Raw genomic sequence first — 24858 nt, forward strand, 5'->3', positions numbered from 1 at the left:
GGCGCGGTCGCCATGTTCGTTGTGCGGCGGCAAGGGACGCGACGTCATGCGCCCGTTGCCACCGAATTCACGCAATCCTCCATCCGAGCGAGGCTTTCCGTCCGGCCGAGGATATCCATCATGTCGAAAACGCCCAAGGACACGGTGCGGCCAGACAGCGCAACACGAAGGGGCTGGGCGACCTTGCCGAGGCCCAGTCCCTCGTCGGTGGAAAATTCGCGGACGGCCGTCTCGAGGCCTTCGGGAGTCCAGTTAGCCTCTCGCAAGCGCGAAGTCAATTTTTCCATCATCCCGGCGGGCGCGGACGCCAGCGCCTTCGCTCCTGCCGCGTCGGCCGAGAACGGGCGTTTTCCGAGAATGAAGCTCGCCATATCAAGAACTTGGGGCAGGGTCTTGGCTCGCTCCTTGAGTCCCGGCATGGCGCGGAGCATCTGCGCGCGCTCGGTCTCGGTCAAGGGGGCGCGTTTTTGCGCTGCAAGAAAACCTTCGAGCTCGCCGAGCAGCGTCGAGTCGTCCATCGTCCGGATGTGCTGGCCGGACAGGCTCTCGAGCTTGGCGAAGTCGAAGCGGGCCGGCGCCTTGCCGAGGTGGGTGAGATCGAACCACTCGATCGCCTGCGCGGTGGTGAACAGCTCGTCGTTGCCGTGGCTCCAGCCGAGCCGGGCGAGGTAGTTGCGCATCGCCTCCGCCGGATAGCCCATGTCGCGGTAGGCATCGACGCCGAGGGCGCCGTGGCGCTTGGAGAGCTTCTTGCCGTCCGGCCCGTGGATCAGCGGGATGTGCGCCATCGCCGGCACCGGCCAGTCCATGGCGCGATAGATCAGCGTCTGGCGGGCAGAGTTCGTCAGGTGGTCGTCGCCGCGGATGATGTGCGTGACGGCCATGTCGTGGTCATCCACCACCACCGCGAGCATGTAGGTCGGCGTTCCGTCGGAGCGCAGCAGGATCAGGTCGTCGAGCGTCTCGTTCTTCCAGGTGACGTCGCCCTGCACCAGGTCGCTGACCGTGGTCTCGCCGTCGCGCGGCGCCTTCAGGCGGATGACGAACGGCGCGTCGGGGGCGGTGGCCGGGTCGGCGTCGCGCCAGGGCGAGCGGAACAGGGGCGGGCGGCCTTCGGCCTTCGCCTGCTCGCGGAACGCCTCGATCTCCTCCTGGGTGGACCAGCACGGATAGGCGGTGCCGCGGGCGATCATCTCGCGGGCGACCTCGGCGTGGCGGGGGGCGCGGTCGAACTGGCTGATCGCGTCGCCGTCCCAGTCGAGACCGAGCCAGCGCAGGCCCTCGAAGATCTTCTCGGTCGCTTCCGGCGTGGAGCGGGCGCGGTCGGTGTCCTCGATGCGCAGCAGGAACGTGCCGCCGGTGTGCCGGGCGTAGAGCCAGTTGAAGAGCGCGGTGCGGGCGCCGCCGATGTGCAGGTAGCCGGTCGGCGACGGTGCGAAGCGGGTCACGACCGCGGCGGACGACAGGGGGGCGGAAGGCATGGGCTTAACCTCCTGGCAACCATGCGGGCGGCAGGACTGGTCCTTAGGACAAGAGCGGCGGCGAGGGCAAGGGAAGGTGGACGGAAGTCGGGCGTACGGGCGGCTGGTCGAGGCGATCGAGGCGCAGCGGCCGGCCTTTGCGCTGTGGCTGCCGGTGCTGTTCGGGATCGGGATCGCCGTCTATTTCGCGCTGCCGGTGGAGCCGGCGGGATGGGTGCTGGCCGGGCTGGGGCTCGCGCTCGCGGGGCTTGCGGCCGGGCTCTGGCCGGCGGGGCCCTTGCTGCGGGTGGCGCTGCTGGTGCTGCTGCTGCCCGGGCTCGGGCTCGGGGTGGCGGCGCTGCGGGCGCGGACGGTCGCGGCGCCGGTGCTGGCCTATCCGGTGATGGCGACGGTGTCGGGACGGGTGGTCGGGCTCGACCGATCGTCCTCCGACCGGCCGCGGGTGCTGCTCGACCGGGTGGCGATCTACGGCATGGATCCGGCCCGGGTGCCGGCGCGGGTGCGGGTGTCGGTCGATCCCGCGACGCCCGCGAGCCTGCTGGCGCCGGGGCTCCGGCTGATGATGCAGGCGCGGCTGACACCGCCGCCGGCGCCCTCGGAGCCCGGCGCGTTCGACTATCGCCGGCAGGCGTGGTTCGAGCGGCTGGGCGCCGTGGGCTATGCCCGCGGGCCGGTGGTGGAGGGCGAGGGCTCCGACACCGGCAGTTTCTCGCAGCTCGCCTTCCGGGCGCGCATGGCATCGTCGCGGCACATTCAGGCGCTGGTGCCGAACCAGGGCGGCGCGTTCGCCGCGGCGATCCTGACCGGCGACCGTTCGGGCATCGACCGATCGGTGGAGGATGCGCTGCGCATCTCGAGCCTCTATCATATCGTCTCGATCTCCGGCCTGCACATGAGCCTGCTGGCGGCGGCGGTGTTCGGCCTGATCCGCTACGGGCTGGCGCTGGTGCCGCCGCTGGCGCTGCGCTGGCCGCTGAAGAAGATCGCGGCCGGCGTGGCGCTGCTGGCGGGGCTCGTCTACCTCGTGGTGTCCGGGCTCGATGTGCCGGCGCAACGCTCGTACGTGATGACGGCGGTGGTGCTGGTCGCGGTGCTGATCGACCGGCCGGCCCTGACCATGCGGGCGGTGGCGCTGGCGGCGCTCGTGGTGCTGGTGTTCGCGCCCGAGAGTTCTGGTGCAGCCGGGGTTCCAGATGTCGTTCGCGGCGACCGTGGCGCTGATCGCGGCGTTCGAGGGCCTGCGCGGGCGGGCGTGGTGGAGGACGATCCAGACCGCGCCGGGCTGGCGCTATCCGAAGCCGGTGATCGGGGTCGCCATGACCTCGCTGGTCGCGGGGCTCGCGACCGGGCCGATCTCGGCGTTTCATTTCAACACGATGACGCAGTACGGCCTGGTCGCGAACCTGCTCGCGGTGCCGGCGATGGGGCTCGTCGTCATGCCGGCGGCGGTGGTGGGCGTGCTGGCCGCGCCGTTCGGGCTCGACTGGCTGCCGTTCCGGGTGGCGGGGCTCGGCATGGACTACGTGATCGCGGTGGCGCGCCTCGTCGCGGGCTGGGGCGGGGCGGTGACCGGCGTGCGTGCCGGGCCGCCGGTGAGCCTCGCGCTGCTGGTCATGGGCGGCATCGTCTTCGTGCTCTGGATCGGGCGCGGGCGCTGGGCCGGGCTGGGGCTCGCGGGCGTCGGGCTGGTGCTCTGGGCGGCGCACGGCAGGCCCGACGTGGTGATCGCCGACGACGGGCGGCTGTTCGGCTTCCGCACGGCGGCAGGGCGGGTGCTGAGCGGCACGGGCAACGGCTTCGCCGCCGAGGCGTGGCTGCGCGACGACGGCGATCTCGCCTCGCCGCAGGAAGCCTATGGCCGGGGCATGCTGAAGCGGGTCAAGCACCGCATCCGGGCGGACGTGCCCGGCGTCGGGACGGTGCTCTACGTCGGCGCGACCGAGGCCGAGGACGGGCTCTGCGAGACGGCCGCGGTGCTGATCGCGCCGAACTGGGCGGAAGCGCCGCCCGGGCGCTGCCTCTTCGTCGGCAAGGAGCGGCTGCGGCACGACGGCGCGCTGGCCATCCGGTTGACGAAGACCGGCCTCAGGGTCGAGGGCGCCCGCTCGGCGAGCCGGGGGCGCCCGTGGACCGGGTGAGGCGTCAGGCCAGGACCTCTTCCTCTTCGGCGCGGTAGCGCTCGACGAGGGCGCTGGCGTTGGCGAGCACCTTCTTCACGCCGCGGGCGGCCTGACGGATGCGCTGCTCGTTCTCGACGAGGCCGAGGCGGACGAAGCCCTCGCCGTACTCGCCGAAGCCGACGCCGGGCGCCACCGCCACCTCGGCCTCGCGCAGCAGGATCTTCGAGAAGCCCATCGAGCCGATCTCGGCGAACGGGGCAGGGACCGGCGCCCAGGCGAACATGGTGGCGGGCGGCGACGGGATTTGCCAGCCGGCGCGCGCCATCGAGTCGATGAGCACGTCGCGGCGGTGACGGTAGATCGCGCGGATCTCGCTCACGCAGTCCTGCGGGCCATTGAGCGCGGCCGCGGCGGCGACCTGCACCGGGGTGAAGGCGCCGTAGTCGAGATAGGACTTGATCCGGGTCAGCGCGTCGACAAGCCGGCGGTTGCCGACGGCGAAGCCCATGCGCCAGCCGGGCATGGCGTAGGTCTTGGAGAGCGAGGTGAACTCGACCGCCACGTCCTTCGCGCCGTCGACCTGCAGGATCGAGGGCGGCGGGTTGTCGTCGAAATAGATCTCGGCATAGGCGAGATCGGACAGCACCCAGAGGTGATGCTTCTTCGCGAAGGCGATCAGCTCCCGGTAGAACTCGACGTCGCAGACCTGCGCCGTCGGGTTCGAGGGGAACGAGACGACGACGGCCACGGGCTTCGGCACCGAGTGCATCACCGCCCGCCCGAGCGCGCGCAGGTACTCCTCCGGGTCGAAGCGGCCGTCATGCAGTGCCGGCACATGCCGCAGCGTGCCGCCGGCGATCATGAAGCCATAGGGGTGGATCGGATAGCTCGGGTTCGGCACCAGCATGACGTCGCCGGGGGCGGTGATCGCCATGGCGAGGTTGGCGAGCCCCTCCTTGGAGCCGAGCGTGGCGATCACCTCGGTCTCCGGGTCGAGCGTCACGCCGAAGCGGCGGGCGTAGTAGCCGGCCTGGGCGCGGCGCAGCCCGGGGATGCCCTTGGAGGCGGAATAGCGGTGGGTGCGCGGGCGCTGCACCGTCTCGACCAGCTTGTCGACGATGTGGCGGGGCGTATCCATGTCGGGATTGCCCATGCCGAAGTCGATGATGTCCATTCCCTCGGCGCGCAGCTTGGCCTTGAGCCGGTTCACCTCGGCGAAGACGTAGGGCGGGAGGCGCTTGATGCGGTAGAACTCTTCGTCGGCCATGGCGGTGCTTCGCGGGCTGGGGGCGGGAGCGGCCTTATACGCTCCGGGGGATGCGAAGGACAGGCCGAAGTTGCCCGTTCCGGCCGGGCCGGGACAGCACGTTGGTGCCGTTGCGGGCGGTGGCGGCCGCCCGCGCCACCGCCTGTCCTGCCCGATGTGCCGGGGTTTCAATAGGCCGGCCGGGACCGCTCGGCGCCGCGGGGCCCGGAGATGGCGCCGTCCCGCTCGTCCGCCGCGGCCCGGGCGCCACTGACGATCAGGGAGACGTCGTTCGGGCCGATGACGAAGCGGCAGCCGAGGGCGTGGAGGTCGGCCCAGCCGCGGCCGGCGCCGCAGATCGTGCCGAGGAGCGTGCCGTTCGCCGTGGCGAAGGCCTCGATCCGGGCGAGGAGCGCCTGCGGCTCGGGTTCGAGCATGCGCTCGAGGTGGGCGATGGAGCCGGCGAGGTCGTTCGGGCCGACGAAGATCATGTCGATGCCCTCGACGGCGGCGCGGCGCTGGAAGGGTCGGGGCTGATGCTGCCGATGCACCTCGGAGCGGAGGGGAGCGCGCAGATCGGCGGGCTGATCGGGGCGAACGCCGGGGGAAACCAGGCGTTTTGCTACGGCATGATGGCGGACCTCGTGCTCGGGCTCGAGGTGGTGCTTGCGGACGGCACCGTCTGGGACGGGATGCGGGCCGTTCAGAAGGACAATGCCGGGTATCCGCTGCGGCGGCTGTTCTGCGGCTCGGAGGGCACGCTCGGGGTGGTGACGCGGGCGGTGCTGCGGCTCCATCCCGCGCCGGTGCAGCGGACGACGGCGCTCCTGGCGCTGGCGTCGGTCGGCGATGCGGTGGCGTTCGGGACACGGCTCCGGGCCGAGGCGGGCGAGTTTCTCGCCGGCCTCGAGTTCTTCTCGGAGGTGGGGCTGCGGCTGGCGGAGAAGCATGTCCCCGGACTGTCGCTGCCCCTCGGCAGCCGGGGCGGATGCTACCTGTTGGTCGAGGCGACGGCGGGGTCGGGCAAGGTGCCGCTCGACGAGATCGTCGGCACGGTGCTGGAATGGGGGATGGAGGCAGGGCTGGTCCTCGACGGCGCCATCGCCGCGTCGGAGGCGCAGCGCACGGCGTTCTGGAAGCTGTGGGAGGAGCAGCCGGAGGGGCAGCGGCTGGAAGGGGCGCAGCTCGAGCATGACATCGCGGTGCCGCCGGGGCGGATCGCCGGCTTCATCACGGCGGGGGCCGCCCTCGTCGACGCGCTGCTGCCGGGGGCGCGGATCAATCCGTTCGGGCATCTGGCGGACGGGAACATCCACTACAACCTGACGCCGCCGGAGGGGATGGTCGACTTCGCCGGGCAGGGGCCGGAGATCGGGCTGGCGCTGGCCCGGCTCGCGCAGGGGATGGGGGCAGCTTCGCTGCCGAGCACGGGCTCGGCCGGGCAAAGGTCGCCCTTGCCGATGCGCTGCGGCCGGAGATCGAGCGCGATCTCAATCGACGGCTGAAAGACGCGCTGGACCCGACGGGGATCCTGAACCCCGGCGCGGTGGTCATCGGCTGAGCCGCAAGCCGGGCTTTCCGATGGTCCGGATTTCTTGGTTTCCCGGACGCCCGGGGCAAGGCAATGTCTGTCGCAGCACGGGCGTGGAGGGACAGGGCATGCGGAACGGCGGGCAGCTCCTGGTGGAGAGCCTGGTGGCCCTCGGAGCGACGAAGAGCTTCGGGGTGCCGGGCGAGAGCTATCTCGCCGTGCTCGACGCCCTGCACGACACCAGCGGCCGGCTCGACTTCGTGCTCTGCCGCAACGAGGGCGGTGCGGCCTTCATGGCGGCTGCCTGGGGCAAGCTGACCGGGAGCCCGGGGATTTGCTTCGTGACCCGGGGCCCGGGCGTCACCAACGCCTCGATCGGCGTGCACACCGCGATGCAGGACAGCGTGCCGATGCTGCTCTTCGTCGGGCAGGTCGGCACCGACATGCGGGGGCGCGAGGCGTTCCAGGAAATCGACTATCGCGCGGTGTTCGGCACGATGGCGAAGTGGGCGGTCGAGATCGACGACGTGGCGCGTATCCCGGAGATCCTCGGCCGCGCCTGGACGACGGCCGTGACGGGGCGGCCTGGCCCGGTGGTGGTGGCGCTGCCCGAGGACATGCTGACGAGCCTGACCGGCGCGGCGCCGCTGACCGGGCCGGCGAGGGTGGCGGAGCCGGCGCCGCTGGCCGAGGCGGTCGAGGAGGCGCTGGCGCTGCTGGCCGGGGCCGAGCGGCCGCTGGTGCTGATGGCGGGGGCGAACTGGAGCGCGGCGGGGTCCGCGGCGCTGCAGGAGTTCGCGGAGGCGTCGGACATCCCGGTGGTGGCGGCGTTTCGCTATCAGGATCAGGTCGACAACGGCTCGCCCATCTACTGCGGCGAGGCCGGCGTCGGGATGCCGCCGCATGTCAAGGCGTTGGTCCGGAACGCCGACGTCATCCTCGCGATCAACACCCGCTTCGGCGAGATGACGACGGACGGCTATACGCTGCTCGACGTGCCGATGCCGAAGCAGACGCTGATCCACGTGCATGCCTCCGACCGGGAAATCGGCAAGGTCTACCAGCCGGCGCTCGGGATCCACGCGGGGCCGAATGCCTTCGCCGCGGCGCTCCGGCCGGTGCGGGGCGGCTGGGCGGCGTGGCGGGCGAAGGGACGGGCGGACTGGGAGGCGGGGTTCGACGCGCCGGCGCAGCCGTCGCCGGTCGACATGGTGGCGGTGACGGCGCACCTGCGCGACGTGCTGCCCGAGGACGTGATCCTGACCAACGGCGCCGGCAACTTCACCGTCTGGCCGAACAAGTTCTTCAAGTTCGGGCCGAAGGCGCGGCTGCTCGCGCCGCAGTCCGGGGCCATGGGTTACGGACTGCCGGCGGCGGTGGCGGCCAAGGTCGCCTTCCCGGAGCGGGTGGTGGTCTGCTTCGCCGGGGACGGCGACTTCCAGATGACCTGCCAGGAGCTCGGCACGGCGATGCAGGCGGGCGCGCAGCCGATCGTGCTGGTGCTGAACAACGGCATCTACGGCACGATCCGCGCGCATCAGGAGCGGACCTATCCCGGGCGGGTGTCGGGGACGACGATGGAGAACCCGGACTTCGTGATGCTGGCCCGCGCCTACGGCTATCACGCGGAGCGGGTCGAGCGGACCAGTGATTTCCCGGCTGCGTTCGGGCGGGCGCTGGCGTCCCCGACCGGCGCGGTGCTCGACCTCGCCATCTCGCCGGAGGCGCTGACGCCCCGGCAGACACTGAGCGAGATGACGGCAGCGGCGCTGAAGGCGAAGCGCGCCTGACGCCGCCGCTCCCTCCTGTCCGGCAAAACACGCAAAGCCCTCCCCCCGACGCCTCCCGGCACGTGGGGAGACAAGGAATGCTTGCCGATCGGCCGCCGTTCCTGGTTCAGGCGGACGGGCTTCGCAGGCAGGATCCTCCGCAACGACGGCCCGGCGCTTCCGGGCCGCAGATCGACAAGGAAGACCCCTCGATGACCGGGCAGATCCGACTGGGCGCAGATATTGGCGGCACCTTCACGGACATCGCCCTCGATGTCCGGGGCAGGCTCTATTCGACCAAGGTGCTGACGACCTACGCTGCGCCCGAGCAGGCGATCCTCGACGTGATCGAGATGCGGACGGAGAGCCGCTTCGAGCAGTACGACCTGAACCTGCGCCTGCCGACGCCGCTGGTGCCGCGGGAAGACCGCTTCACGGTGAAGGGGCGGATCGGGGCGCAGGGGCAGGAGCTGGCGCCGCTCGACGAGACGGGGCTGGCGGCGATCGCAGACAGGATCGCCGCGGAGGGGTTTGGCGCCGTCGCGATCGGGTTCATCCACTCGTACATGAACCCCGAGCACGAGCGGCGGGCGCGCGAGATCATCACGGCCAGGGTGGACCTGCCGATCTTGATCTCGTCCGAGGTCTCGCCGCAGATGCGCGAGTTCGAGCGGTTCAACACCGTCTGCGCCAACGCCTACGTCCGGCCGCGGATGGCAGATTACCTTGCGCGGCTGCAGGTGCGGCTGAAGGAGAGGGGCGCCGGCTGCCCCGTCTTCATGATCCACTCCGGCGGCGGGCTGATCTCGGTCGAGACGGCCGCGGAGTTCCCGGTGCGCCTCATCGAGAGCGGGCCGGCGGGTGGCGCGATCTTTGCCGCCGACGTGGCGCGGCGGTTCGCGCTGGAGACGGTCGTCAGCTACGACATGGGCGGGACGACGGCGAAGGTCTGCCTGATCGAGGGCTCTCAGCCGAAGACGGCGCGGACCTTCGAGGGCGCGCGGACCACGCGCTTCTGCAAGGGGGCGACGCGGCAGAGGACCTGCGCTCGGGCAAGCTCGTCGCGCCGTTCGGCACGGCGGTGATGGACGCGATGCCGGAGCAGGAGGTGCCGGGGTTCTTCCTCGTGCTGCCCAAGGGGCATCGGCGCGTCCGGCAGATCGCGGCCTTCTGCCGCCGGGTCGAAGGCGAGCGCTGGCAGGAGCTGGAGCAGGTCGACGCCTGAGGCTGCGACCCCGGTGCCCCGGCCAAGGACAACTTGCCGATCGGCCGGCGTTCTTGATGTTCGCGGCGCGGCGGCTGCTGCAACGTCGCGGGGAAAGCGGAGGGATCGCATGGCACTGGCACTGGTGACCGGGGCGACGGGCGGGATCGGGCGCGCGGTCGCCGTGGCGCTGTACGGCGTCGGCTACGAGGTGGTGGCGATCGGGTGGCGGGCCGAGGCGCTGGCGGAACTCGAGGCTCAGGGGATCCGCGGGATCGCGGTCGATGTCGCCGACCGGGCGGCGCTGCGGGAGGCCGTCGCGGGGATCGAGCCCGACGTGCTGGTCAACAACGCCGGGGGGATGCCGCCCTTGGCAAACTTCTGCGACACCGCCGAGGACGAGATCGAGCGGGCGATTGCGGTCGACGTCGGTGCGGTGCTGGCGCTGACGCGGGCGGTGGCGCCCGGAATGCGGGCGCGGGGCAGGGGGCACGTCTTCTTCACCGGCTCGACGGCGGGGCACGCGGCGTTTCCGAACTATGCCGTCTACTGCGCGACCAAGGCGGCGGTGGGCGGCTTTGCCCAGGCGCTGCGGCTGGACCTCGCGCCCTCGGGGGTGCGGGTGACGGAGATCGTCGCGGGGCGGGTCGAGACGGGGCTCTACCGGGGCGTCGTCTCCGAGACGGCGCGGGCGGCGATGTATGCCGGCGGGTCGGCGGTGCAGCCGGAGGATGTCGCGGCAATGGTTCTGGCGGTGCTGGCGCTTCCGCCGGCGGTCGACGTGGCGCGCTTCGACATCCTGCCGACGCAGCAGGCGACCGCGACCGGCGGGCCCGGGAAGAAGGACGGATGAGGATGCGGGGACTTTCCATCGTGGTGGTCGGCGGCGGCGCCGGCCTCGGGGCGCTGATCGCGGAAATGGCGGTCGAGGCGGGGGCGAGCGGGGTCGGGATCGTCGACCTGAATGCGGCGGCGGCCGAGGCGGCGCTGGCGCCGGCGCGCGCGGCGGGGCTGAAGGTCGCGGCTGCCGCCTGCGACATCCGCACGGCGGCGGCAGCGCACGGGGCCTTCGCAGCGGTGGCGGGGGTGCTCGGGCGCGTCGACACGCTGGTCAATTCGGCGGCGATCTATCCGCGCAAGCCGCTGCTCGAGATCACCGACGCGGACTGGGACGCCTCGACCGCGATCAACGTGAAGGGCAGCTACCACATGATGGTCGCGGCGGTGCGGCAGATGCGGGCGCAGGCGCCCGTCGGGCAGGTGCGGGGCCGGATCGTCAACATCACCTCGGTGGACGCCTTCAAGGCGCACCCGCAGAATGCGCACTACGCCGCGACCAAGGCGGCGGTGACGAGCCTGACCAAGAGCTTCGCCCACGAGGTCGCGCCGGACGGAATCCTGGTCAACGCGGTGGCGCCGGCCGGCATGGCGACGGAAAAGGCCAAGGCCTCGGGCTTTCTCGCCGAACTCGCCAAGGCGAGCCCGCTCGGGCGCGGCGGCGAGCCGCGGGAGATGGCGGAGTGGGTGCTGATGGCCGGGGGGCCGAAGAACACCTACATGACCGGCGAGACGATCATCGTCTCGGGGGTATATCTACGCGTGAGGGAGCTCTCATATCGAGCCCGCGCCGAGAGAGCCTCCTGACCAGATCTTCCCAATATGGGAAGGTGCGCCGGTGCAGACTATCGCATAGTCCACGTTGCGCGGTTTCTGGGAGCGGGAGCCGCGCGGAAATGCCTCTGCGGACCTGGTATCGGACTGTCAGCGAACCGGGGTGGAGCGGCCCCGCGGAGGCGAAGGCTCGATTTCGTCGGTGACAACCAGGTGGTCTTCGATCTCGGGGGCAAGCGGGCACTGACAGTCGACATGATCCATCGCCTGCCCCGGGAGCGGGGCGCGCCGGCGGCGGCGCTGGCGGTGCCGTATGCGCTGGCGGCCTGAGCGGCCGACCGCGGCCTACTGCTGGGCGTTGGTGCCGAGCCGCATCTCCGAGGCGATGCTGCGGTCGAGGTACTGCATGAAGCGGCCCTTGAACTGCATGGCGTGGGCGTGGGCGGCCTGTTCGGCGCGGTCGGCGTCGCGGGCGCGGATCGCTTCGACCATTTCCGTGTGGCCCTCGGCCAGCTTTTCGACGGTGAGGCCCGGGTCGCTGCGCTGGAAGGCGAAGTGGAAGTGCAGCATCCGCCGGCCTTCGTCGAGCACGCGCTGGTAGAAGCCGGTGAAGTAGCGGTTCTTGCCGGCGCGGGCGATCGCCATGTGAAAGGCGTAGTTCGACTCGATCATCGGCAGGGAGTCGTCGGTGTCGAGGCTGTGCTGCGCGCCCGCCTCGTAGCCGCGCTGGGCGGCGACGATCTCGCGCAGGTCCTCCTCGGTGCGGAAGTGGGCGGCCGAGCGGGTGGTGACCCGCTGCAGCAGGTCGAGGGAGTCGAGGAATTCGGGCACGCTCTGCATGTCCATCGGCGCGACGATGGTCGAGCGGTTGGGCAGGATGTGGACGAGCCCCTCGCTCGACAGGCGGACCAGCGCCTCGCGGATCGGCGAGCGGGACAGGCCGAAGCGGTCGCTGAGGCCGACCTCGTCGAGGGGTGAGCCGGGCGCCAGGGCGACGCGGAGGATGTCCTGCCGGAGCTGCGTGTAGACCCGGGCGCTGCCTGTCTCCTTCTGCTGGACGGTCTCCAGCGCGACGGGCGTTGCCATGGTTCTTCCTTCCGTTGGGTGACGCCCCTCGCGCCCGCGCGACCCGGATACCATGCCGGGCCCTTCGCGAACAGCCGCGCCGGTCAGGCGAGGAAGCCGGTGGCGTAGGGCTCGGTGTCGTCGACGAAGTGGGTCGAGGTGCCGGTGGAGTAGGCCGAGCCCTCGACGCTGGGGATGATCGCGGGCAGGCCGCAGTCGAGGGTGACGTGCCGCTCGACGCGGCCAGTGAAGGTGGAGGAGATGACGCTCTCGTGGACGAAGGTGTCGCCGACGTCCTGCTCGCCACGGGCGGCGCGGAGCGCGACGCGCGCCGAGGTTCCGGTGCCGCAGGGCGAGCGGTCGACGATGGTGGGCAGGGTGATGACGACGGAGCGGCCGTCGCCGCCGGCCTGCGGCGCGCCGGTCCACATCGTGTGGTGGACGCCGCGGATGGCGGGGTTGTCGGGGTGGACGATCTCCGGCAGCAGCGCGACGAACTGGCGGGTCATCCGCTGCAGCGTCTCGGGCGCGTAGTCGGCGCAGTCGCGGTCCGTCTCCTGCGGCTCGACGATCGGGTAGAAGTTGCCGCCATAGGCGATGTCGAAGGTGAGGCGGCCGAGTTCGGGGTGGTCGATCACGACGCCCCGCGCGACGACGAAGGACGGGACGTTGCTGAAGCGGACGCCCGTCACCTTGCCGTTCGGGGCGCGGGTATAGTGCGCCTCGACGACGCCGGCGGGGGTGTCGAGGCGCAGCACGCCGGGGGTCTTCGGCGTGACGAGGCCGCGCTCGATCGCGAAGGTCGTGGTGCCGATCGTCGCGTGGCCGCACATCGGCAGGCAGCCCGAGGTCTCGAGGTAGAGGACGCCGGTGTCGCAGTCGGGCCGGGTCGAGGGCACGAGCATGGTGCCCGACATCATGCCATGGCCGCGCGGCTCGCACATAAGGCGGGCCTCGGCGTCGAGGCGGTGACGGAGGTGCTGCTTCGCCGCCGACGGCTGGCGGGTGGTCATCGTCGACGTGAATGTCGAGCGCGGCGAGGCCATCGCCGCCGAGCTTGGGGGCGAGTTCCACGCGCTCGACGTCTCCGACGCCGTGGCCGTCGGGGCGCTGGTCGCGGACGTGACCGCGCGGCTCGGCGTGCCGGCGGCGGTGGTGAACTCGGGCGGCCTGCTGCGGAACGCCACCCGCATCACCACGATGCCGATCGAGGAATTCGACCGCATTCAGGCGGTCAACGTCCGCGGCACGCCGCTGGTCGGGCGGGAGTTCGCGACGCGGATGGCCGAGGCGGGCGGCGGCGCGATCATCAACCTCTGCTCCATGACCACCTTCCAGCCCTGGCCGCAGCCCGGCTATGCCGTGTCGAAGACCAGCGTGAAGATGCTGACCGAGATCATGGCCGCCGAGCTGGGGCCGCAGGGCGTGCGCGTCAATGCGGTGGCGCCGGGCTTCACGCTGACGTCGGCGATGAAGGGCCGGATCGAGCGCGGCGAGCGCGACCCGTCGCTGATCCTCGCGCGCTCCGCACTCGGCCGCATGGTCGAGCCGTCGGAGGTGGCGGAGGCGATCTTCTTCCTCTGCTCGCCGGCGGCGGGCGCGATCACCGGCGTCACCCTGCCGGTCGACGCCGGCTGGCTCGTCCGCTCCACCTACCTGACCGCCGCCGCCCAGCCCGCCTGAGCGCCGGCCCCGTCTTCCTCCCTGAACTCGGCCCCGGCTTGTCCGGGGCCGCTTCTTTTTCAGTAGCCGAAGAATTCCAGCATCAGGTCCAGCTGCGAGTCGAGCATCCCCGTGCCGTAGCGCACGTCGCACTCGGCGGCCGCGGCCGCGCAGACCCGCGACGCCCTCGACAAGGTCGAGCGCCTGCTCGGCATCGCCGGTTCGGGCAAGGCGTCGATCCTCTCGGTGCAGGTGTGGCTTGCCTCGATGGACGACTTCGCTGAGATGAACGCGGTCTATGACGCCTGGGTCGACAAGGACAGCCAGCCGGCCCGCGCCTGTGGCGAGTTGCGTCTGGCGCGGCCCGAGCTGAAGGACGAGGTTCTGGTGATCGCCGCCCGGGCCTGAGGTGGGCGCCGTCCAATGCGAGACGGGCCGCCGTGAGACGGGCCGACGTGAGACGGGCCGACGTGAGACGGGCCGACGCGAGACGGGCCGACGCGAGACGGGCCGCCGGTCTCCCCGGCGGCCCGTTCGCATGTGCGGCTCACCCGCCGGCATACGGCCGGCGCTCGTGTCAGGCGGCGCGGGCGAGCGCGTCGCCGAGGGTGGAGACGATCTGGTCGATGTGGCTCTCCTCGACGATCAGCGGCGGCGACAGCGCGATGATGTCGCCGGTGACGCGGATCAGCACGCCCTTCGCGAGGCAGTCGACGAAGACCTCATAGGCGCGCGCGCCCGGGGCGCCGTCGCGCGCGGAGAAGCTCGATGCCGGCGATCAGGCCGACGGTGCGGATGTCGACCACGTTCTTCGCCGACTTCAGCGAATGGATTGCCGCGTCCCACTTGCCCTGCAGCTCGGCCGCGCGGGTGAACAGGCCGTCGCTCTCGTAGATGTCGAGCGCGGCGAGGCCGGCGGCGCAGGCGATCGGATGACCGGAATAGGTGTAGCCGTGGAACAGCTCGATGGCGTTTTCCGGGCCGGTCATCAGCGCGTCGTGTACCTTGCGCGAGGCAAAGACTGCGCCCATCGGCACCACGCCGTTCGTCAGGCCCTTGGCCGTCGTCACGATGTCTGGCGTCACGCCGAAGAAATTCGTCGCGAAGGGCGCGCCGAGGCGGCCGAAGCCGGTGATGACCTCGTCGAAGATCAGCAGGATGCCGTGCTTCGTCGCGATCTCGCGCAGCCGCTCGAGATAGCCCTTCGGCGGGACGAGGACGCCGGTCGAGCCGGCGACGGGCTCGACGATGACCGCGGCGATGGTCTCGGCGCCGTGCAGGTCGACGAGGCGCTGCAGGTCGTCGGCGAGTTCGGCGCCATGTGCGGGCTGGCCGACGGTGAAGGCGTTCTTCGCGAGGTCGTGGGTGTGGCGCATGTGGTCGGCCGGAATCTGCGGGAAGACCCGGCGGTTGTTGACGAGCCCGCCGACCGAGATGCCGCCGAAGCCGACCCCGTGATAGCCGCGCTCGCGGCCGATCACCCGGGTGCGGGTGCCCTGGCCGATGGCGCGCTGGTAGGCGATGGCGATCTTCAGCGCGGTGTCGACGCTCTCGGAGCCCGAGCCGGTGTAGAAGATGCGGTCGAGCCTGGCGCCGTCCGGGCCGGGGGCGATGGCGGCGAGGCGCTCGGCGAAGTCGAAGGCGATCGGGTGGCCCATGTTGAACGAGGGCGCGTAGTCGAGGGTGGCGAGCTGGCGGCTCACCGCGTCGGTGATCTGCTTGCGGGCGTGGCCGGCGTTGCAGCACCAGAGGCCGGCGGTGCCATCGAGCACCTTGTGGCCGTCGGCCGACGTGTAGTGCATGCCCTCGGCCGCGACGAGCAGGCGCGGCGCCGCCTTGAACTGCCGGTTGGCGGTGAACGGCATCCAGAAGCTGTCGAGCTTCGGCGTGTTCGGGCGGTCGAGCGGCATCGCGGTTTCTCCCTGACTGATGAGGGGTATAGGACACGTCACGAGAATCCAAACAAGTCTGTTTCTAATTGCTTGCAATATGTTGATTTCATATAGTTAGATCGGGTTTGTTACGGAATATCGAACAGTGGAAACACGCCCTGCAACTCAGGTCGACCTTGGCGGCCGCCTGCGGCATCTGCGGATGCTGCACGGCCTCTCGCAGCGTGAGCTGGCCAAGCGCGCCGGCGTGACCAATTCCACCATCTCGCTGATCGAGTCGAACGGCACCAATCCGTCGGTCGGGGCGCTGAAGCGCATCCTCGACGGCATTCCGGTCGGGCTCGCCGAGTTCTTCGCCTTCGAGCCGGAGCGGCCGCGGAAGGCGTTCTATGCCGCCGAGGAACTGGTCGAGATCGGCAAGGGCGGTGTCTCCTACCGGCAGGTCGGGGAAACCATGTTCGGCCGGTCGCTGCAGATCCTGAAGGAGTGCTACCAGCCGGGGGCCGACACCGGAAAGGTGCCGCTGAGCCACGAGGGCGAGGAAGGCGGCGTCGTCATTTCCGGCCGCCTCGAAGTGACGGTCGAGGACGAGCGCCGCATCCTCGGCCCGGGCGACGCCTACTGTTTCGAGAGCCGCCGCCCGCACCGCTTCCGCTGTGTCGGCGCCGTGCTCTGCGAGGTGATCAGCGCCTGCACGCCCCCGAGCTTCTGAGGCCGAGTGTCCGAAGCCGGGCTTCTGACGCTCAGGCGAACAGCGCGCGGATCCCGTCCGTCACCGGGATACCCCGCTCCGCCGCGGCGTCGCGGTGGCGATAGCGGCGGTCGGATGGCAGGCGGTCGACGCCGGCCGCCCGCTCGGCAAAGCCGGCGTTGCCGCCGCGGGCCGGGTCGACGACGAGGAGGAACTGGCCGGTCTTCGGCGTCTGGTTGTCCGGATGCGCGGCGAAGTCCATCTCGTGCGAGAAGGCGCCGCCGGTCAGCGCAGATGCCAGCACCTCGACCATCAGCGACAGGGCCATGCCCTTGTGCCCGCCAAAGGGCAGGGCGCCGCCGTGGGCGAGAATCTCGGCCGGGTCGTCGGTGTCGCGCCCGTCCCGTCCGAGGCTGGTGCCGACCGGCACCTTGCGGCCCTCGTTGCTGGCGATCCGCAGGTCGCCGTTCGACATGGTCGAGGTGGCGAGGTCCAGGATGACCGGCCGCGCGCCGGCGAGCGGGAAGCCGAAGGCGATGGGGTTCGTGCCGAAGACGTTGCGGCTCGCCCCGCGCACCGTCACCGTCGGGCCGCCGGACACCACGGTCAGCGCCACCAGCCCGGCGTCGGTGAAGGGTTCGAGGTCGGGCCAGAGCGCGCTGAAATGGTGGGAGTCGCGGAGCGCCACCGTCGCGGTCCCGGTCTCCGCCACCATGTCCCGGATCGTCGGCACGGCGCGGGCGAGCGCCGGCTGGGCATAGCCGCCGCAGGCGTCGACGCGCAGGAGCGCCGGCGCCACCCTGTCGAGCACCGGCTCGGCGCCCGCGTCGATGGCGCCGCTCCGAAGCGAGGCGCGGCAGCCAGGCACCCGGAAAACGCCGTGGCTGTGGCTGCCGTCGATCTCGCAGACGAAGCGGCTGCCGGTGATCGAACTCGTGGATCAGCGTGTCGCCCTGGGTCATCTCGCCCTTGGCGTGCATCGGCGCCAGCCGTGCCGAGCAGCCGGTGCCGCAGGGCGAGCGGTCACAGCGGCCGGGAGAGATGACGACGGTGTTGCGTGCCACGAGCCGTCCGGCCTCGCGGCGCACCGGCCCCATGAACTCGGTGTTGGTAAGGCCGGCATCGCGGGAGTGTCGGGATGCGCGACGGCAAGCTGCGCCGCGGCGGCGGTCTTGATCCGCTGGCCAAGCAGGCAGAGGTCGCGCGCCTCCGACGGCTCGATGGCGAAGCCGAGGGCGGCGGCGTCGACCAGCGCATAGGTCATCCCGCCATAGGCGACGCTGACCGGGATGGTGCCGAGCCCGTCGACCTCGACGGCTGCGTCGATGTGGTAGCAGAAGGCCGGCTGGTTCACGAGCCGCACGCCGGTGTCGAAGGCCGCGCGGGCGGCGCGCACGGCGGCGTCGGCGTCGGCGGCGGTGGCGGCGGGGATGTGGTGGACGACCTCCTCGGTGGCGGGGTCGATCACCGGGAACGTGCCGCCCTCGGCGGGAGCGACCCAGGCGCCGTCGATGTAGAGCTTGGTCTGCATGGTTCCTCGCAAGGCTTTCAGGATCACGCCGCCTTCGGCCCGGAGGCTTCGGGCGCGGAGCGGATGGGGTTCGGTTGAAGGGGAGGCGCCGGGGGCGGGCGACGCCGGGCGAGGTGGGCCTCGTGCCAGACGGTGTAGAGGCCCGAGCCGACGATGATCGCCGCGCCGGCGATGGTCAGCGGGTCGAGCCGTTCCTTGAAGACGACGACGGCGAGGAGCAGCGCGAAGACGAGGCGGGTGTAGCGGACCGGGGCGAGCAGCGACGCCTCGCCGATGCGGGTGGCGGTGACGAGGAGAAGGTAGCCCGTCACGGTGACGAGCCCGCAGGCGAGCGCCAGTCCGGCGACCCTGGGAGTGGGCAAGAGCGGCCACTCGCCGAGGATCAGCGCCATCGCGACCGACGCCACCAGCAGGGCGGCGAAGGCGGCGGCGGAGAGCTGCAGCGAGCCCATCCCGCGCGGCACCCGCCGGGTGACGAGGTCGCGGACGGCAAAGCCCGCGGCGGCGAAGACCGCCCAGAGCGAGGCGGGCTGGAAGCCGTCGAGGCCGGGGCGGACGACCATCAGCACGCCGACGAAGCCCGCGGCGATGGCGGTGGCGCGCCGCCAGCCGACCGGCTCCTTGAGCCAGAGCGCGGCGCCCAGCGTCAGAAAGAGCGGCGTCGCCTGCATCACCGCGACGGTGGTGGAGAGCTCGGTCGCCGCAAAGGCGAGGACGATGGCAATCGAGGCCACCGCCTCGGTGACGTTGCGCAGCACCACCGGCACCGCCAGAAGGTCGCGGGTCCAGAACGGCTCGCCGCGCACGAGCATCAGCCCGCCGAAGACGAGGAGGCCGACGACGGCGAGGATGCCGAGCACCTCCGACACCGGCAGCGCGCCGGCCAGCACCTTCACCAGCGCATCCTCGATCGCGAAGACGAGCATCGCGAGGGCGAGGATGGCGGCGGCGCGGAGATTGTCGTTTCTCATCGGGGCGGGACCTGAGGGCGGTGCGGGGCTAGAGGCTTCGGGTGACGCCGCCGTCGACGACGAGCGTCTGGCCGGTGACGTAGCTCGCGTCTTCGGAGAGGAGGAAGGCCGCGGCCTTGGCCTGCTCCTCCACGCGGGCGATGCGCTTCAGGGCGGCGAGATCGCCGTACTTCGCGACGTCGAGGCTGTCGGTGAAGCCCGGCGCGAGGCAGTTCATGCGGATGTTCTTCGGGCCGTACTGGTCGGCGTAGAGCTTGGTGAAGGACGCGACGCCGGCCCGGTAGACGCAGGAGGCCGGGAACCAGAGCGACGGCTCGAAGGTCGCGTAGGTGGTGACGTTGACGATCGAGCCGCCGCCCTGCGCCTCCATGATCGGCGTGACGAGGCGGGCCATGCGCACGACGAACTTCACGATCATCTCGTTCGCGAGGTCCCAGTTGTCGTCGGTGATGTCGAGCAGCCCGCCCTTCGGCGGGTGGCCGGTGTGGGTCAGCACCGCGTCGATGCGGCCGTAGGTCGACAGGGCCAGCCCGACGATGCCCTTGAGGTCGTCCGCGCTCTGGGCCACGCCGCGGCGGGCGACGCCGCCGAGTTCGGCGGCGAGCGTCTCGCAGCTCGTCGACGGGGGCATGAGCGCGACCTTGTAGCCGCGGGCGTGCATCTCGTGGGCGACGGCGGCGCCGATGCCGCGGCCGCCACCGGTGACGAGGCAGACCTTGTCGGTGGTGTCGGTCACGGGCGGATCTCCTCAGAAACGGTCGATGCGATCGGGGTGGAGGTCGAGCGGCGGCGCGGCCCCGGTGATGAGGTCGCCCATCAGCCGGGCCGTGGTGGCGGCGTAGGTGACGCCAAGGTGGCCGTGGCCGGTGGCGACGAAGACGCCGGGCGTCTTCGCGGACGCGGACAGGATCGGCACCGTGTCGGGGAGGGCGGGCGGTGGCCCATCCATTCGGTTGCGTTCTCGGCCCGCAGGTTCGGCAGCGCCTCCCTGGCGCGCCGCACGGTGATCTTCGCCCGGCGATAGTCGGGCGCGGCGTCGGGGCCCGCCATCTCGACGGTGCCGCCGACCCGGATGCCGCCGGCGGTGGGCGTCACCATGAAGGCCTTTGCCGGCCAGATGATCGAATGCCGCATGGAGAGGCCGGGCGCCATGATCTGCGTATGATAGCCCCGCTCGATCCGGCCGCCGAGCGCGGTGAAGCGGTCGGCCAGCGCCGTGACCAGCCGGTGCGGGTCGCGCAGCGAGCGGTTCTGCGGAAAGATGACCGCGAGGCCGATCGTGTCGGACAGCTCGGGTTCGAGCGCCCGGATCGCCTGCCGGCCGATCACCTCGTGGGGAAAGCCGAAGCGTTCGAGGATCTCGATGTGGTCGCGGTCGGCCTTGAACTCGGCCTCGTCGGTATAGAGCGACAGGCAGCCTTCCTCGGTCGGCTCGCCTTCGAGGCCGGTGTCGCGCAGGAGCGGCAGCAGGTCGTCATAGACCCGGCCGCAGAGTGCCGCGCCCTGCGCCTCGAGCGCGCGAAGCTTCGCGGGGCGGGAGGCGGCCAGGAAGCGGGCGAACCACGGCACGAGCTTCGGCATGTAGGCGGGGCGGACGCGGATCGGGCCTTCGGGGTCGAGCATCCAGCCCGGCATCTGCTTCCAGACCGCGGGGCGGGAGGCCGGCATGAACTCGGTGACGGCGATCGAGGCCATGTTGCCGTAGGAGGCGCCCATGCCGACCGGGCCGCGGTCGACAAGAACGACGTCGCGGCCGCGCCGCGGGAGGTCGTGCGCGATCGCGACCCCGATGATGCCTGCTCCGACGACGACGCTGGTCATAGTCCCGGCTCCCCTTCCGGTCCGATCCCCGGCGCGCAGGACTCGCGCCGGGGATCGGAGCCGGTCTTACACCAGCCCCGAGTTATTGTCGGCAAACGAACGACACCTGTCACCACGCGAGGATCGGCTCCATCGCCTTGCGGAAGGCGGCCTTCTCGTCGTCGGTCAGCGGACCGAAGGGCGCGCGGCACTCGCCGACCGGCGTGCCCTGCACCTCGCAGCCGTACTTCAGCTTCTGCACGAACTTGCCGGACTCGAGGATGTTCATCGCCTCGTAGAGCTTGGCCATCTTCGCCCGCGCCCCCGCGAGATCGCCAGCCTTCCAGGTGTTGTCGAGGTCGACGCAGGCCTTGGCCATGCAGTTCGCCGGCCCGCAGATCCAGCTCTCCGCCCCCCAGAGCATGAAGTCGAGCGCGATGTCGTCCGAGCCGGAGACGAGCTGGATGCGGCCCTTGTAGCGGGTGGCGATGGTCACGGCGCGCTGCAGGACGCCCGAGCTTTCCTTGATCGCCCAGCGGATGAACACGCGCCTCGCCGCCGAGCTTCGGGACGAGGCGGACCTGAAGACCATCGCCCGACGGCAGAAGGAGTTCGAGGCAGCGATCCGGACCGGCAACTATCTCTCGATGTCCGGCGCGAACAAGGCCTTCCACATGGCGATCGCCGCCGCGGGCAGGAACGCCTATCTCGCGGGCTTCTACGACCGCCTGCTCGACCAGGGCCGCAGGATGCTCCACCTCCACTTCGACTTCCTCGAGCGGACGCCCGAAGGCCCGGCTGATTGACGGGTCGGACGATTCGGGCATTCTTCTTGTCGACAAGAGGGAACGCCATGACTGTTACTGCTCCCGAACGCCGGCGCGGATCCGGCGTCAAGATGGTCTACGACATCCTGCGCGACGAGATCCTCGACCTCGCGCTGCCGCCGGGTAGCCCGGTGGACGAGGTGGCGCTGGCCGACCGCTTCGGCGTCTCGCGGACGCCGGTGCGCGAGGCGCTGGTGCGGCTCGCGGGCGAGGGGCTGATCGAGACGCTGCCGAACCGCTCGACCATGGTCTCGACCATCGACTACCTGAACCTCCAGCCGTTCTTCGACGCGCTCGTCCTCATGTACCGCGTGACCGCGCGTCTGGCGGCGCAGCACCACCGGACCGAGGATCTCGAGGAAATCCGCGCACTTCAGGCGGATTTCATCGCGGCGGTGCAGGCGGAGGATGCCATCGCGATGATCGCCACCAACGCCGCCTTTCACACCGCGATCGCCGAGGCGGGGCGCAACCCCTACTTCAACGCGCTCTTCGCGCGCGTGCTCGACGAGGGCCGCCGCCTGCTGCGTCTCTACTATCGCTCCTACGACGACCGCCTGCCGCGGGGGAACGTCGAGGCGCACGACGAGATCGTCGCCGCCATCGCCGCCCGCGATGCCGCCGCCGCCGACCGGCTGTCACGCCTGCATGCCGAGGCCATCGTCGTGCAGATCCAGCGCCTCTTCACCCGCGAAGAACCACTGGATCTGCCGCTGTGAATGTTGTATGCAAAAAGAATGCAATACGCATGACGGAACCTGCGTGACGGGGGCATCGGCCGCCGCGCCGCGCCGATGGAGTGTGAGATGAAGGCTTCGATCTTCTCGGGCGTCGTCCCGGCGCTGATGACCCCCTGCCGGGCTGACCGGACCCCCGACTTCGACGCACTGGTGGCGAAGGGCCGGGCGCTGATCGCGGCCGGCATGTCGGCGGTGGTCTATTGCGGCTCGATGGGCGACTGGCCGCTCCTGACGGATGCGCAGCGCATGGAGGGCGTGGCCCGCCTCGTCGCGGCGGGCGTGCCGGTGATCGTCGGCACCGGCGCGGTCAACACCGCCGCGGCGGTGGCGCTGGCCGCCCATGCGCAGAGCGTCGGTGCGCAGGGGCTGATGGTCATCCCGCGCGTCCTGTCGCGGGGGCCGTCGATCGCAGCGCAGCGGGCGCATTTCAAGGCGATCCTCGCCGCGGCCCCGGACCTGCCGTCGGTGATCTACAACAGCCCTTATTACGGCTTTGCGACGCGCGCCGATCTCTTCTTCGCGCTCAGGGCCGAGTATCCGAACCTCGTCGGCTTCAAGGAGTTCGGCGGCCCGGCCGACCTGCGCTACGCGGCGGAGACGATCACCAGCCGCGACGACGACGTCTCGCTGATGATCGGCGTCGACACGGCGGTCTTCCACGGCTTCGTCAACTGCGGTGCGACGGGCGCGATCACCGGCATCGGCAACGTGCTGCCGGCCGAGGTCATCCACCTCTGCGCCCTGTCGCGCGCCGCCGCCGCCGGCAACGTCGAGGCGCGGGTTCGGGCGAAGGAGCTTGAGGAGGCGCTCGCCGTTCTCTCCTCCTTCGACGAGGGGCCCGACCTCGTGCTCTATTTCAAGCACATGATGGTGCTGAAGGGCGACGCGGAATACGCGCTCCACTTCAACGAGACCGACGCGCTCAGCGAAAGCCAGCGCGGTTATGCCGAGGCGCAGCTGGCGCTCTTCACCACCTGGTATGCCGGCTGGAGCCAGCTGCCGGGCGCGGTCCAGACCTATCGCCGCTGGTCCGACAAGGTCGCCGTCGCCGCCTGACGCCCATACATCCCGGCCGCGGGAGCGCGGCCGGGAACCCGGCCGTGATCGCCGCCGCGCGGCCGGGACCACGAGACGAATGTCCGAGGCGGAGCACGCAACAGGGATAACAGCTACGATGAAGACCTCCGCTCTCGTCCTCGGCCTCCTCGCCGGAACGGCGCTCGCCGCGCCCGCCATGGCCGACAAGCTCGACGACATCATCTCCTCGGGCACGCTGCGTTGCGCGGTGGTGCTCGACTTCCCGCCGATGGGCTCGCGCGATGCGGACAACAATCCGATCGGCTTCGACGTGGACTATTGCAACGACCTCGCCAAGGTGCTCGGCGTCACGGCCGAGATCGTCGAGACGCCGTTCCCCGAGCGCATCCCCGCGCTGATGTCCGACCGGGTCGACGTTGGCGTCGCCTCGACCTCGGACACGCTGGAGCGGGCGAAGACGGTGGGCTTCACCGTGCCCTATTTCGCCTTCGAGATGGTCGTGACCTCGAACGACAAGTCGGGCATCAAGACCTTCGAGGACATGAAGGGCAAGACCGTCGGCGCCACCGCCGGCACCTACGAGGCGATCGCGCTGGAAAAACAGGTGAAGGAATGGGGCACGGGCGAGTTCCGCCCCTACCAGACCCAGGCCGACGTCTTCCTCGCGCTCTCCCAGGGCCAGCTCGACGCGACGGTCTCGACCTCGACGGTCGCGAACGCCAACGTCAAGACCGGCAACTTCCCCGGCATCTCGGTCCAGGGCAAGGCGCCCTTCGACATCGACTACGTCTCGCTCTTCGTCGCCCGCGACGAATACGGGCTCCTCAACTACCTGAACCTCTTCGTGAACCAGCAGGTGCGCACCGGGCGGTATCAGGAACTCTACGAGAAGTGGGTGGGCGGCAAGGCGCCGGACCTCACCGTGCCCGGCGTCTATCGCTGACGGCCACCGTCTCCCGCCGGCGCGGGCCCCCTCGCGCCGCCGCTCCCTGCCCGCAAGGTGAGGCGGCATGTTCAAGTACACCTTCCACTGGAACCAGGCGCTCAAGTCCCTGCCGCAGATGCTCGACGGAGCGCTCGTCACGCTCGAGGTCGCGCTGCTCTCCATGGCGATCGGGCTTGGCTTCGCCATCCTGCTCACCCTTTGCCGGTCGTCGGAGAACCGCGCGCTCCGCGGGGTCGCCACCGGCTGGGTCGAGGTCGCGCGCAACACGCCGGCGCTCTTCCAGATCTACATGGCGCATTTCGGGCTCGGCAGCTTCGGCATCCACCTCAGCCCCTATGTCGCGCTCCTCGCCGGCATCAGCTTCAACAACGCGGGCTATCTGGCCGAGAATTTCCGCGGCGCGCTGAAGGCGATCCCGCCGACCCAGACCCGCGCCGCCCGCTCGCTCGGGCTGACGCCGCTGCAGGCCTTCCGCTACGTCGTCATGCCGCAGATGCTGCGCATCGCCTACCTGCCGACGACGAACCAGATGGTCTGGGCGATCCTGATGACCTCGCTCGGGGTGACGGTGGGCATGAACACCGACCTCGCCGGGGTAACGCAGGAGCTGAACGCGCGGACCTTCCGCACCTTCGAACTCTTCGCCATCGCCGCCGTCATCTACTACCTGATCGCGAAGACCGTGACGCTCGCCGCGCGCCTGCTTGCCGCACGTCTCTTCCGGTACTGAGGG

Annotated in this window: 27 protein-coding genes and 3 pseudogenes; 17 read left to right on the plus strand and 13 right to left on the minus strand. The window is 70.8% G+C overall.

Annotated features, from left to right (window positions below; all coding sequences use genetic code 11):
- Window positions 1–44: 44 nt before the first annotated feature.
- Window positions 45–1481, minus strand: coding sequence for a glutamate--tRNA ligase (gene gltX / locus QM699_RS03125; protein WP_415009768.1), 1437 nt, complete (start codon window positions 1479–1481; stop codon window positions 45–47).
- Between gltX and QM699_RS03130 the strand changes: the two are divergent.
- Both QM699_RS03130 and QM699_RS03135 read left to right on the plus strand, forming a co-directional pair.
- Window positions 1480–2616, plus strand: a pseudogene (locus QM699_RS03130) (ComEC/Rec2 family competence protein); the annotation flags it as partial. The gene gltX and the pseudogene QM699_RS03130 sit on opposite strands and share 2 nt — an antisense overlap.
- Before the next feature lie 25 nt (window positions 2617–2641).
- Window positions 2642–3619: pseudogene (locus QM699_RS03135) on the plus strand (ComEC/Rec2 family competence protein); the annotation flags it as partial.
- 4 nt (window positions 3620–3623) lie between these two features.
- Here the strand turns inward: QM699_RS03135 and QM699_RS03140 are convergent.
- Together QM699_RS03140 and QM699_RS03145 are read right to left on the minus strand one after the other, a co-directional pair.
- Window positions 3624–4868 carry an LL-diaminopimelate aminotransferase gene (locus tag QM699_RS03140; RefSeq protein ID WP_415009769.1) on the minus strand — a complete coding sequence of 415 codons (1245 nt, stop codon included), beginning with the start codon at window positions 4866–4868 and terminating at the stop codon, window positions 3624–3626.
- Between the two features lie 167 nt (window positions 4869–5035).
- On the minus strand, window positions 5036–5338 hold the full coding sequence (locus tag QM699_RS03145; protein ID WP_415009770.1) for a hypothetical protein: 303 nt from the start codon (window positions 5336–5338) through the stop codon (window positions 5036–5038).
- On the opposite strand from QM699_RS03145, the gene QM699_RS03150 reads away from it, so the two are divergent.
- From QM699_RS03150 to QM699_RS03180, 7 genes are all read left to right on the plus strand, one after another.
- Window positions 5294–6352, plus strand: coding sequence for an FAD-binding oxidoreductase (locus tag QM699_RS03150; protein ID WP_415009771.1), 1059 nt, complete (start codon window positions 5294–5296; stop codon window positions 6350–6352). The two genes, QM699_RS03145 and QM699_RS03150, sit on opposite strands and share 45 nt — an antisense overlap.
- The gene (locus QM699_RS03155) at window positions 6313–6408 is read left to right on the plus strand and encodes an FAD-linked oxidase C-terminal domain-containing protein (protein ID WP_415012684.1); all 96 of its coding nucleotides are present in this window, start codon (window positions 6313–6315) and stop codon (window positions 6406–6408) included. Before QM699_RS03150 ends, QM699_RS03155 begins: the two co-directional genes overlap by 40 nt.
- Before the next feature lie 98 nt (window positions 6409–6506).
- Complete coding sequence (locus tag QM699_RS03160; RefSeq protein WP_415009772.1) at window positions 6507–8168, plus strand: thiamine pyrophosphate-binding protein; 1662 nt, start codon at window positions 6507–6509, stop codon at window positions 8166–8168.
- A gap of 191 nt (window positions 8169–8359) precedes the next feature.
- Window positions 8360–9232, plus strand: coding sequence for a hydantoinase/oxoprolinase family protein (locus QM699_RS03165; RefSeq protein ID WP_415009773.1), 873 nt, complete (start codon window positions 8360–8362; stop codon window positions 9230–9232).
- Window positions 9232–9372: a hypothetical protein gene (locus tag QM699_RS03170; protein WP_415009774.1), complete on the plus strand. Its 141-nt coding sequence runs from the start codon at window positions 9232–9234 to the stop codon at window positions 9370–9372. The genes QM699_RS03165 and QM699_RS03170 overlap by 1 nt, the downstream gene beginning before the upstream one ends.
- 109 nt (window positions 9373–9481) lie before the next feature.
- Window positions 9482–10204: an SDR family oxidoreductase gene (locus tag QM699_RS03175; protein WP_415009775.1), complete on the plus strand. Its 723-nt coding sequence runs from the start codon at window positions 9482–9484 to the stop codon at window positions 10202–10204.
- Window positions 10205–10206: 2 nt separating this feature from the next.
- Window positions 10207–10995: an SDR family NAD(P)-dependent oxidoreductase gene (locus QM699_RS03180; protein ID WP_415009776.1), complete on the plus strand. Its 789-nt coding sequence runs from the start codon at window positions 10207–10209 to the stop codon at window positions 10993–10995.
- Window positions 10996–11307: 312 nt separating this feature from the next.
- Here QM699_RS03180 and QM699_RS03185 read toward each other — a convergent pair whose 3' ends face one another.
- Entirely contained in the window at window positions 11308–12048 is a 741-nt protein-coding gene (locus QM699_RS03185; RefSeq protein ID WP_415009777.1) for a GntR family transcriptional regulator, read from the minus strand.
- 83 nt (window positions 12049–12131) lie between these two features.
- Window positions 12132–13040: a proline racemase family protein gene (locus tag QM699_RS03190; RefSeq protein ID WP_415009778.1), complete on the minus strand. Its 909-nt coding sequence runs from the start codon at window positions 13038–13040 to the stop codon at window positions 12132–12134.
- Here QM699_RS03190 and QM699_RS03195 point away from each other — a divergent pair.
- A complete protein-coding gene (locus tag QM699_RS03195; protein WP_415009779.1) occupies window positions 13033–13710 on the plus strand; it encodes an SDR family NAD(P)-dependent oxidoreductase in 678 nt (225 codons plus the stop codon). The two genes, QM699_RS03190 and QM699_RS03195, sit on opposite strands and share 8 nt — an antisense overlap.
- 59 nt (window positions 13711–13769) lie before the next feature.
- On the opposite strand, the gene QM699_RS03200 is transcribed toward QM699_RS03195, so the two are convergent.
- Window positions 13770–13904, minus strand: coding sequence for a hypothetical protein (locus QM699_RS03200; protein WP_415009780.1), 135 nt, complete (start codon window positions 13902–13904; stop codon window positions 13770–13772).
- Here QM699_RS03200 and QM699_RS03205 point away from each other — a divergent pair.
- Window positions 13903–14097, plus strand: coding sequence for a Rid family hydrolase (locus QM699_RS03205; protein ID WP_415012685.1), 195 nt, complete (start codon window positions 13903–13905; stop codon window positions 14095–14097). The two genes, QM699_RS03200 and QM699_RS03205, sit on opposite strands and share 2 nt — an antisense overlap.
- Before the next feature lie 314 nt (window positions 14098–14411).
- Here QM699_RS03205 and QM699_RS03210 read toward each other — a convergent pair whose 3' ends face one another.
- Window positions 14412–15599 carry an aspartate aminotransferase family protein gene (locus tag QM699_RS03210; protein ID WP_415009781.1) on the minus strand — a complete coding sequence of 396 codons (1188 nt, stop codon included), beginning with the start codon at window positions 15597–15599 and terminating at the stop codon, window positions 14412–14414.
- Between the two features lie 127 nt (window positions 15600–15726).
- Between QM699_RS03210 and QM699_RS03215 the strand changes: the two genes are divergently transcribed.
- Window positions 15727–16293, plus strand: coding sequence for a cupin domain-containing protein (locus tag QM699_RS03215; RefSeq protein ID WP_415009782.1), 567 nt, complete (start codon window positions 15727–15729; stop codon window positions 16291–16293).
- Window positions 16294–16324: 31 nt separating this feature from the next.
- Here the strand turns inward: QM699_RS03215 and QM699_RS03220 are convergent, their stop codons facing one another.
- From QM699_RS03220 to QM699_RS03245, 6 genes and pseudogenes are all read right to left on the minus strand, one after another.
- On the minus strand, window positions 16325–17200 hold the full coding sequence (locus QM699_RS03220; RefSeq protein WP_415012686.1) for an Ldh family oxidoreductase: 876 nt from the start codon (window positions 17198–17200) through the stop codon (window positions 16325–16327).
- 64 nt (window positions 17201–17264) lie between these two features.
- Window positions 17265–17803: pseudogene (locus QM699_RS03225) on the minus strand (aldehyde dehydrogenase family protein); the annotation flags it as partial.
- A gap of 23 nt (window positions 17804–17826) precedes the next feature.
- Window positions 17827–18774 carry a DMT family transporter gene (locus tag QM699_RS03230; protein ID WP_415009783.1) on the minus strand — a complete coding sequence of 316 codons (948 nt, stop codon included), beginning with the start codon at window positions 18772–18774 and terminating at the stop codon, window positions 17827–17829.
- Between the two features lie 28 nt (window positions 18775–18802).
- Entirely contained in the window at window positions 18803–19510 is a 708-nt protein-coding gene (locus QM699_RS03235; RefSeq protein ID WP_415009784.1) for an SDR family oxidoreductase, read from the minus strand.
- Window positions 19511–19590: 80 nt separating this feature from the next.
- A complete protein-coding gene (locus tag QM699_RS03240; RefSeq protein ID WP_415009785.1) occupies window positions 19591–20595 on the minus strand; it encodes an NAD(P)/FAD-dependent oxidoreductase in 1005 nt (334 codons plus the stop codon).
- Window positions 20596–20704: 109 nt separating this feature from the next.
- The gene (locus tag QM699_RS03245) at window positions 20705–21121 is read right to left on the minus strand and encodes a dihydrodipicolinate synthase family protein (protein WP_415009786.1); all 417 of its coding nucleotides are present in this window, start codon (window positions 21119–21121) and stop codon (window positions 20705–20707) included.
- On the opposite strand from QM699_RS03245, the gene QM699_RS03250 reads away from it, so the two are divergent.
- The 5 genes from QM699_RS03250 to QM699_RS03270 all read left to right on the plus strand — a co-directional run bounded on the left by QM699_RS03250 (window position 21114) and on the right by QM699_RS03270 (window position 24855).
- Window positions 21114–21380, plus strand: coding sequence for an FCD domain-containing protein (locus QM699_RS03250; RefSeq protein ID WP_415009787.1), 267 nt, complete (start codon window positions 21114–21116; stop codon window positions 21378–21380). The two genes, QM699_RS03245 and QM699_RS03250, sit on opposite strands and share 8 nt — an antisense overlap.
- Window positions 21381–21427: 47 nt before the next feature.
- Complete coding sequence (locus QM699_RS03255; RefSeq protein ID WP_415009788.1) at window positions 21428–22120, plus strand: GntR family transcriptional regulator; 693 nt, start codon at window positions 21428–21430, stop codon at window positions 22118–22120.
- A gap of 87 nt (window positions 22121–22207) precedes the next feature.
- Window positions 22208–23197 (plus strand): dihydrodipicolinate synthase family protein, encoded by a 990-nt coding sequence (locus QM699_RS03260; protein WP_415009789.1) that lies wholly within the window; start codon window positions 22208–22210, stop codon window positions 23195–23197.
- A 118-nt stretch (window positions 23198–23315) separates the two neighbouring features.
- Window positions 23316–24122 carry a transporter substrate-binding domain-containing protein gene (locus QM699_RS03265; RefSeq protein WP_415009790.1) on the plus strand — a complete coding sequence of 269 codons (807 nt, stop codon included), beginning with the start codon at window positions 23316–23318 and terminating at the stop codon, window positions 24120–24122.
- 67 nt (window positions 24123–24189) lie between these two features.
- On the plus strand, window positions 24190–24855 hold the full coding sequence (locus tag QM699_RS03270; protein WP_415009791.1) for an amino acid ABC transporter permease: 666 nt from the start codon (window positions 24190–24192) through the stop codon (window positions 24853–24855).
- Window positions 24856–24858: the final 3 nt, after the last annotated feature.

Source organism: Amaricoccus sp. (assembly GCF_047602525.1).
In the GTDB taxonomy this organism is placed as follows: Bacteria; Pseudomonadota; Alphaproteobacteria; order Rhodobacterales; family Rhodobacteraceae; genus Amaricoccus.

Excerpts from the sequence above, each read along its gene's own strand:
- gltX (WP_415009768.1), bottom strand. The coding sequence starts at position 1,481 with ATGCCTTCCGCCCCCCTGTCGTCCGCCGCGGTCGTGACCCGCTTCGCA.
- QM699_RS03140 (WP_415009769.1), bottom strand. The coding sequence starts at position 4,868 with ATGGCCGACGAAGAGTTCTACCGCATCAAGCGCCTCCCGCCCTACGTC.
- QM699_RS03145 (WP_415009770.1), bottom strand. The coding sequence starts at position 5,338 with ATGATCTTCGTCGGCCCGAACGACCTCGCCGGCTCCATCGCCCACCTC.
- QM699_RS03160 (WP_415009772.1), top strand. The coding sequence starts at position 6,507 with ATGCGGAACGGCGGGCAGCTCCTGGTGGAGAGCCTGGTGGCCCTCGGA.
- QM699_RS03165 (WP_415009773.1), top strand. The coding sequence starts at position 8,360 with ATGACCGGGCAGATCCGACTGGGCGCAGATATTGGCGGCACCTTCACG.
- QM699_RS03170 (WP_415009774.1), top strand. The coding sequence starts at position 9,232 with ATGGACGCGATGCCGGAGCAGGAGGTGCCGGGGTTCTTCCTCGTGCTG.
- QM699_RS03175 (WP_415009775.1), top strand. The coding sequence starts at position 9,482 with ATGGCACTGGCACTGGTGACCGGGGCGACGGGCGGGATCGGGCGCGCG.
- QM699_RS03180 (WP_415009776.1), top strand. The coding sequence starts at position 10,207 with ATGCGGGGACTTTCCATCGTGGTGGTCGGCGGCGGCGCCGGCCTCGGG.
- QM699_RS03185 (WP_415009777.1), bottom strand. The coding sequence starts at position 12,048 with ATGGCAACGCCCGTCGCGCTGGAGACCGTCCAGCAGAAGGAGACAGGC.
- QM699_RS03190 (WP_415009778.1), bottom strand. The coding sequence starts at position 13,040 with ATGACCACCCGCCAGCCGTCGGCGGCGAAGCAGCACCTCCGTCACCGC.
- QM699_RS03200 (WP_415009780.1), bottom strand. The coding sequence starts at position 13,904 with ATGCCGAGCAGGCGCTCGACCTTGTCGAGGGCGTCGCGGGTCTGCGCG.
- QM699_RS03210 (WP_415009781.1), bottom strand. The coding sequence starts at position 15,599 with ATGCCGCTCGACCGCCCGAACACGCCGAAGCTCGACAGCTTCTGGATG.
- QM699_RS03230 (WP_415009783.1), bottom strand. The coding sequence starts at position 18,774 with ATGAGAAACGACAATCTCCGCGCCGCCGCCATCCTCGCCCTCGCGATG.
- QM699_RS03240 (WP_415009785.1), bottom strand. The coding sequence starts at position 20,595 with ATGACCAGCGTCGTCGTCGGAGCAGGCATCATCGGGGTCGCGATCGCG.
- QM699_RS03250 (WP_415009787.1), top strand. The coding sequence starts at position 21,114 with ATGAACACGCGCCTCGCCGCCGAGCTTCGGGACGAGGCGGACCTGAAG.
- QM699_RS03255 (WP_415009788.1), top strand. The coding sequence starts at position 21,428 with ATGACTGTTACTGCTCCCGAACGCCGGCGCGGATCCGGCGTCAAGATG.
- QM699_RS03260 (WP_415009789.1), top strand. The coding sequence starts at position 22,208 with ATGAAGGCTTCGATCTTCTCGGGCGTCGTCCCGGCGCTGATGACCCCC.
- QM699_RS03265 (WP_415009790.1), top strand. The coding sequence starts at position 23,316 with ATGAAGACCTCCGCTCTCGTCCTCGGCCTCCTCGCCGGAACGGCGCTC.
- QM699_RS03270 (WP_415009791.1), top strand. The coding sequence starts at position 24,190 with ATGTTCAAGTACACCTTCCACTGGAACCAGGCGCTCAAGTCCCTGCCG.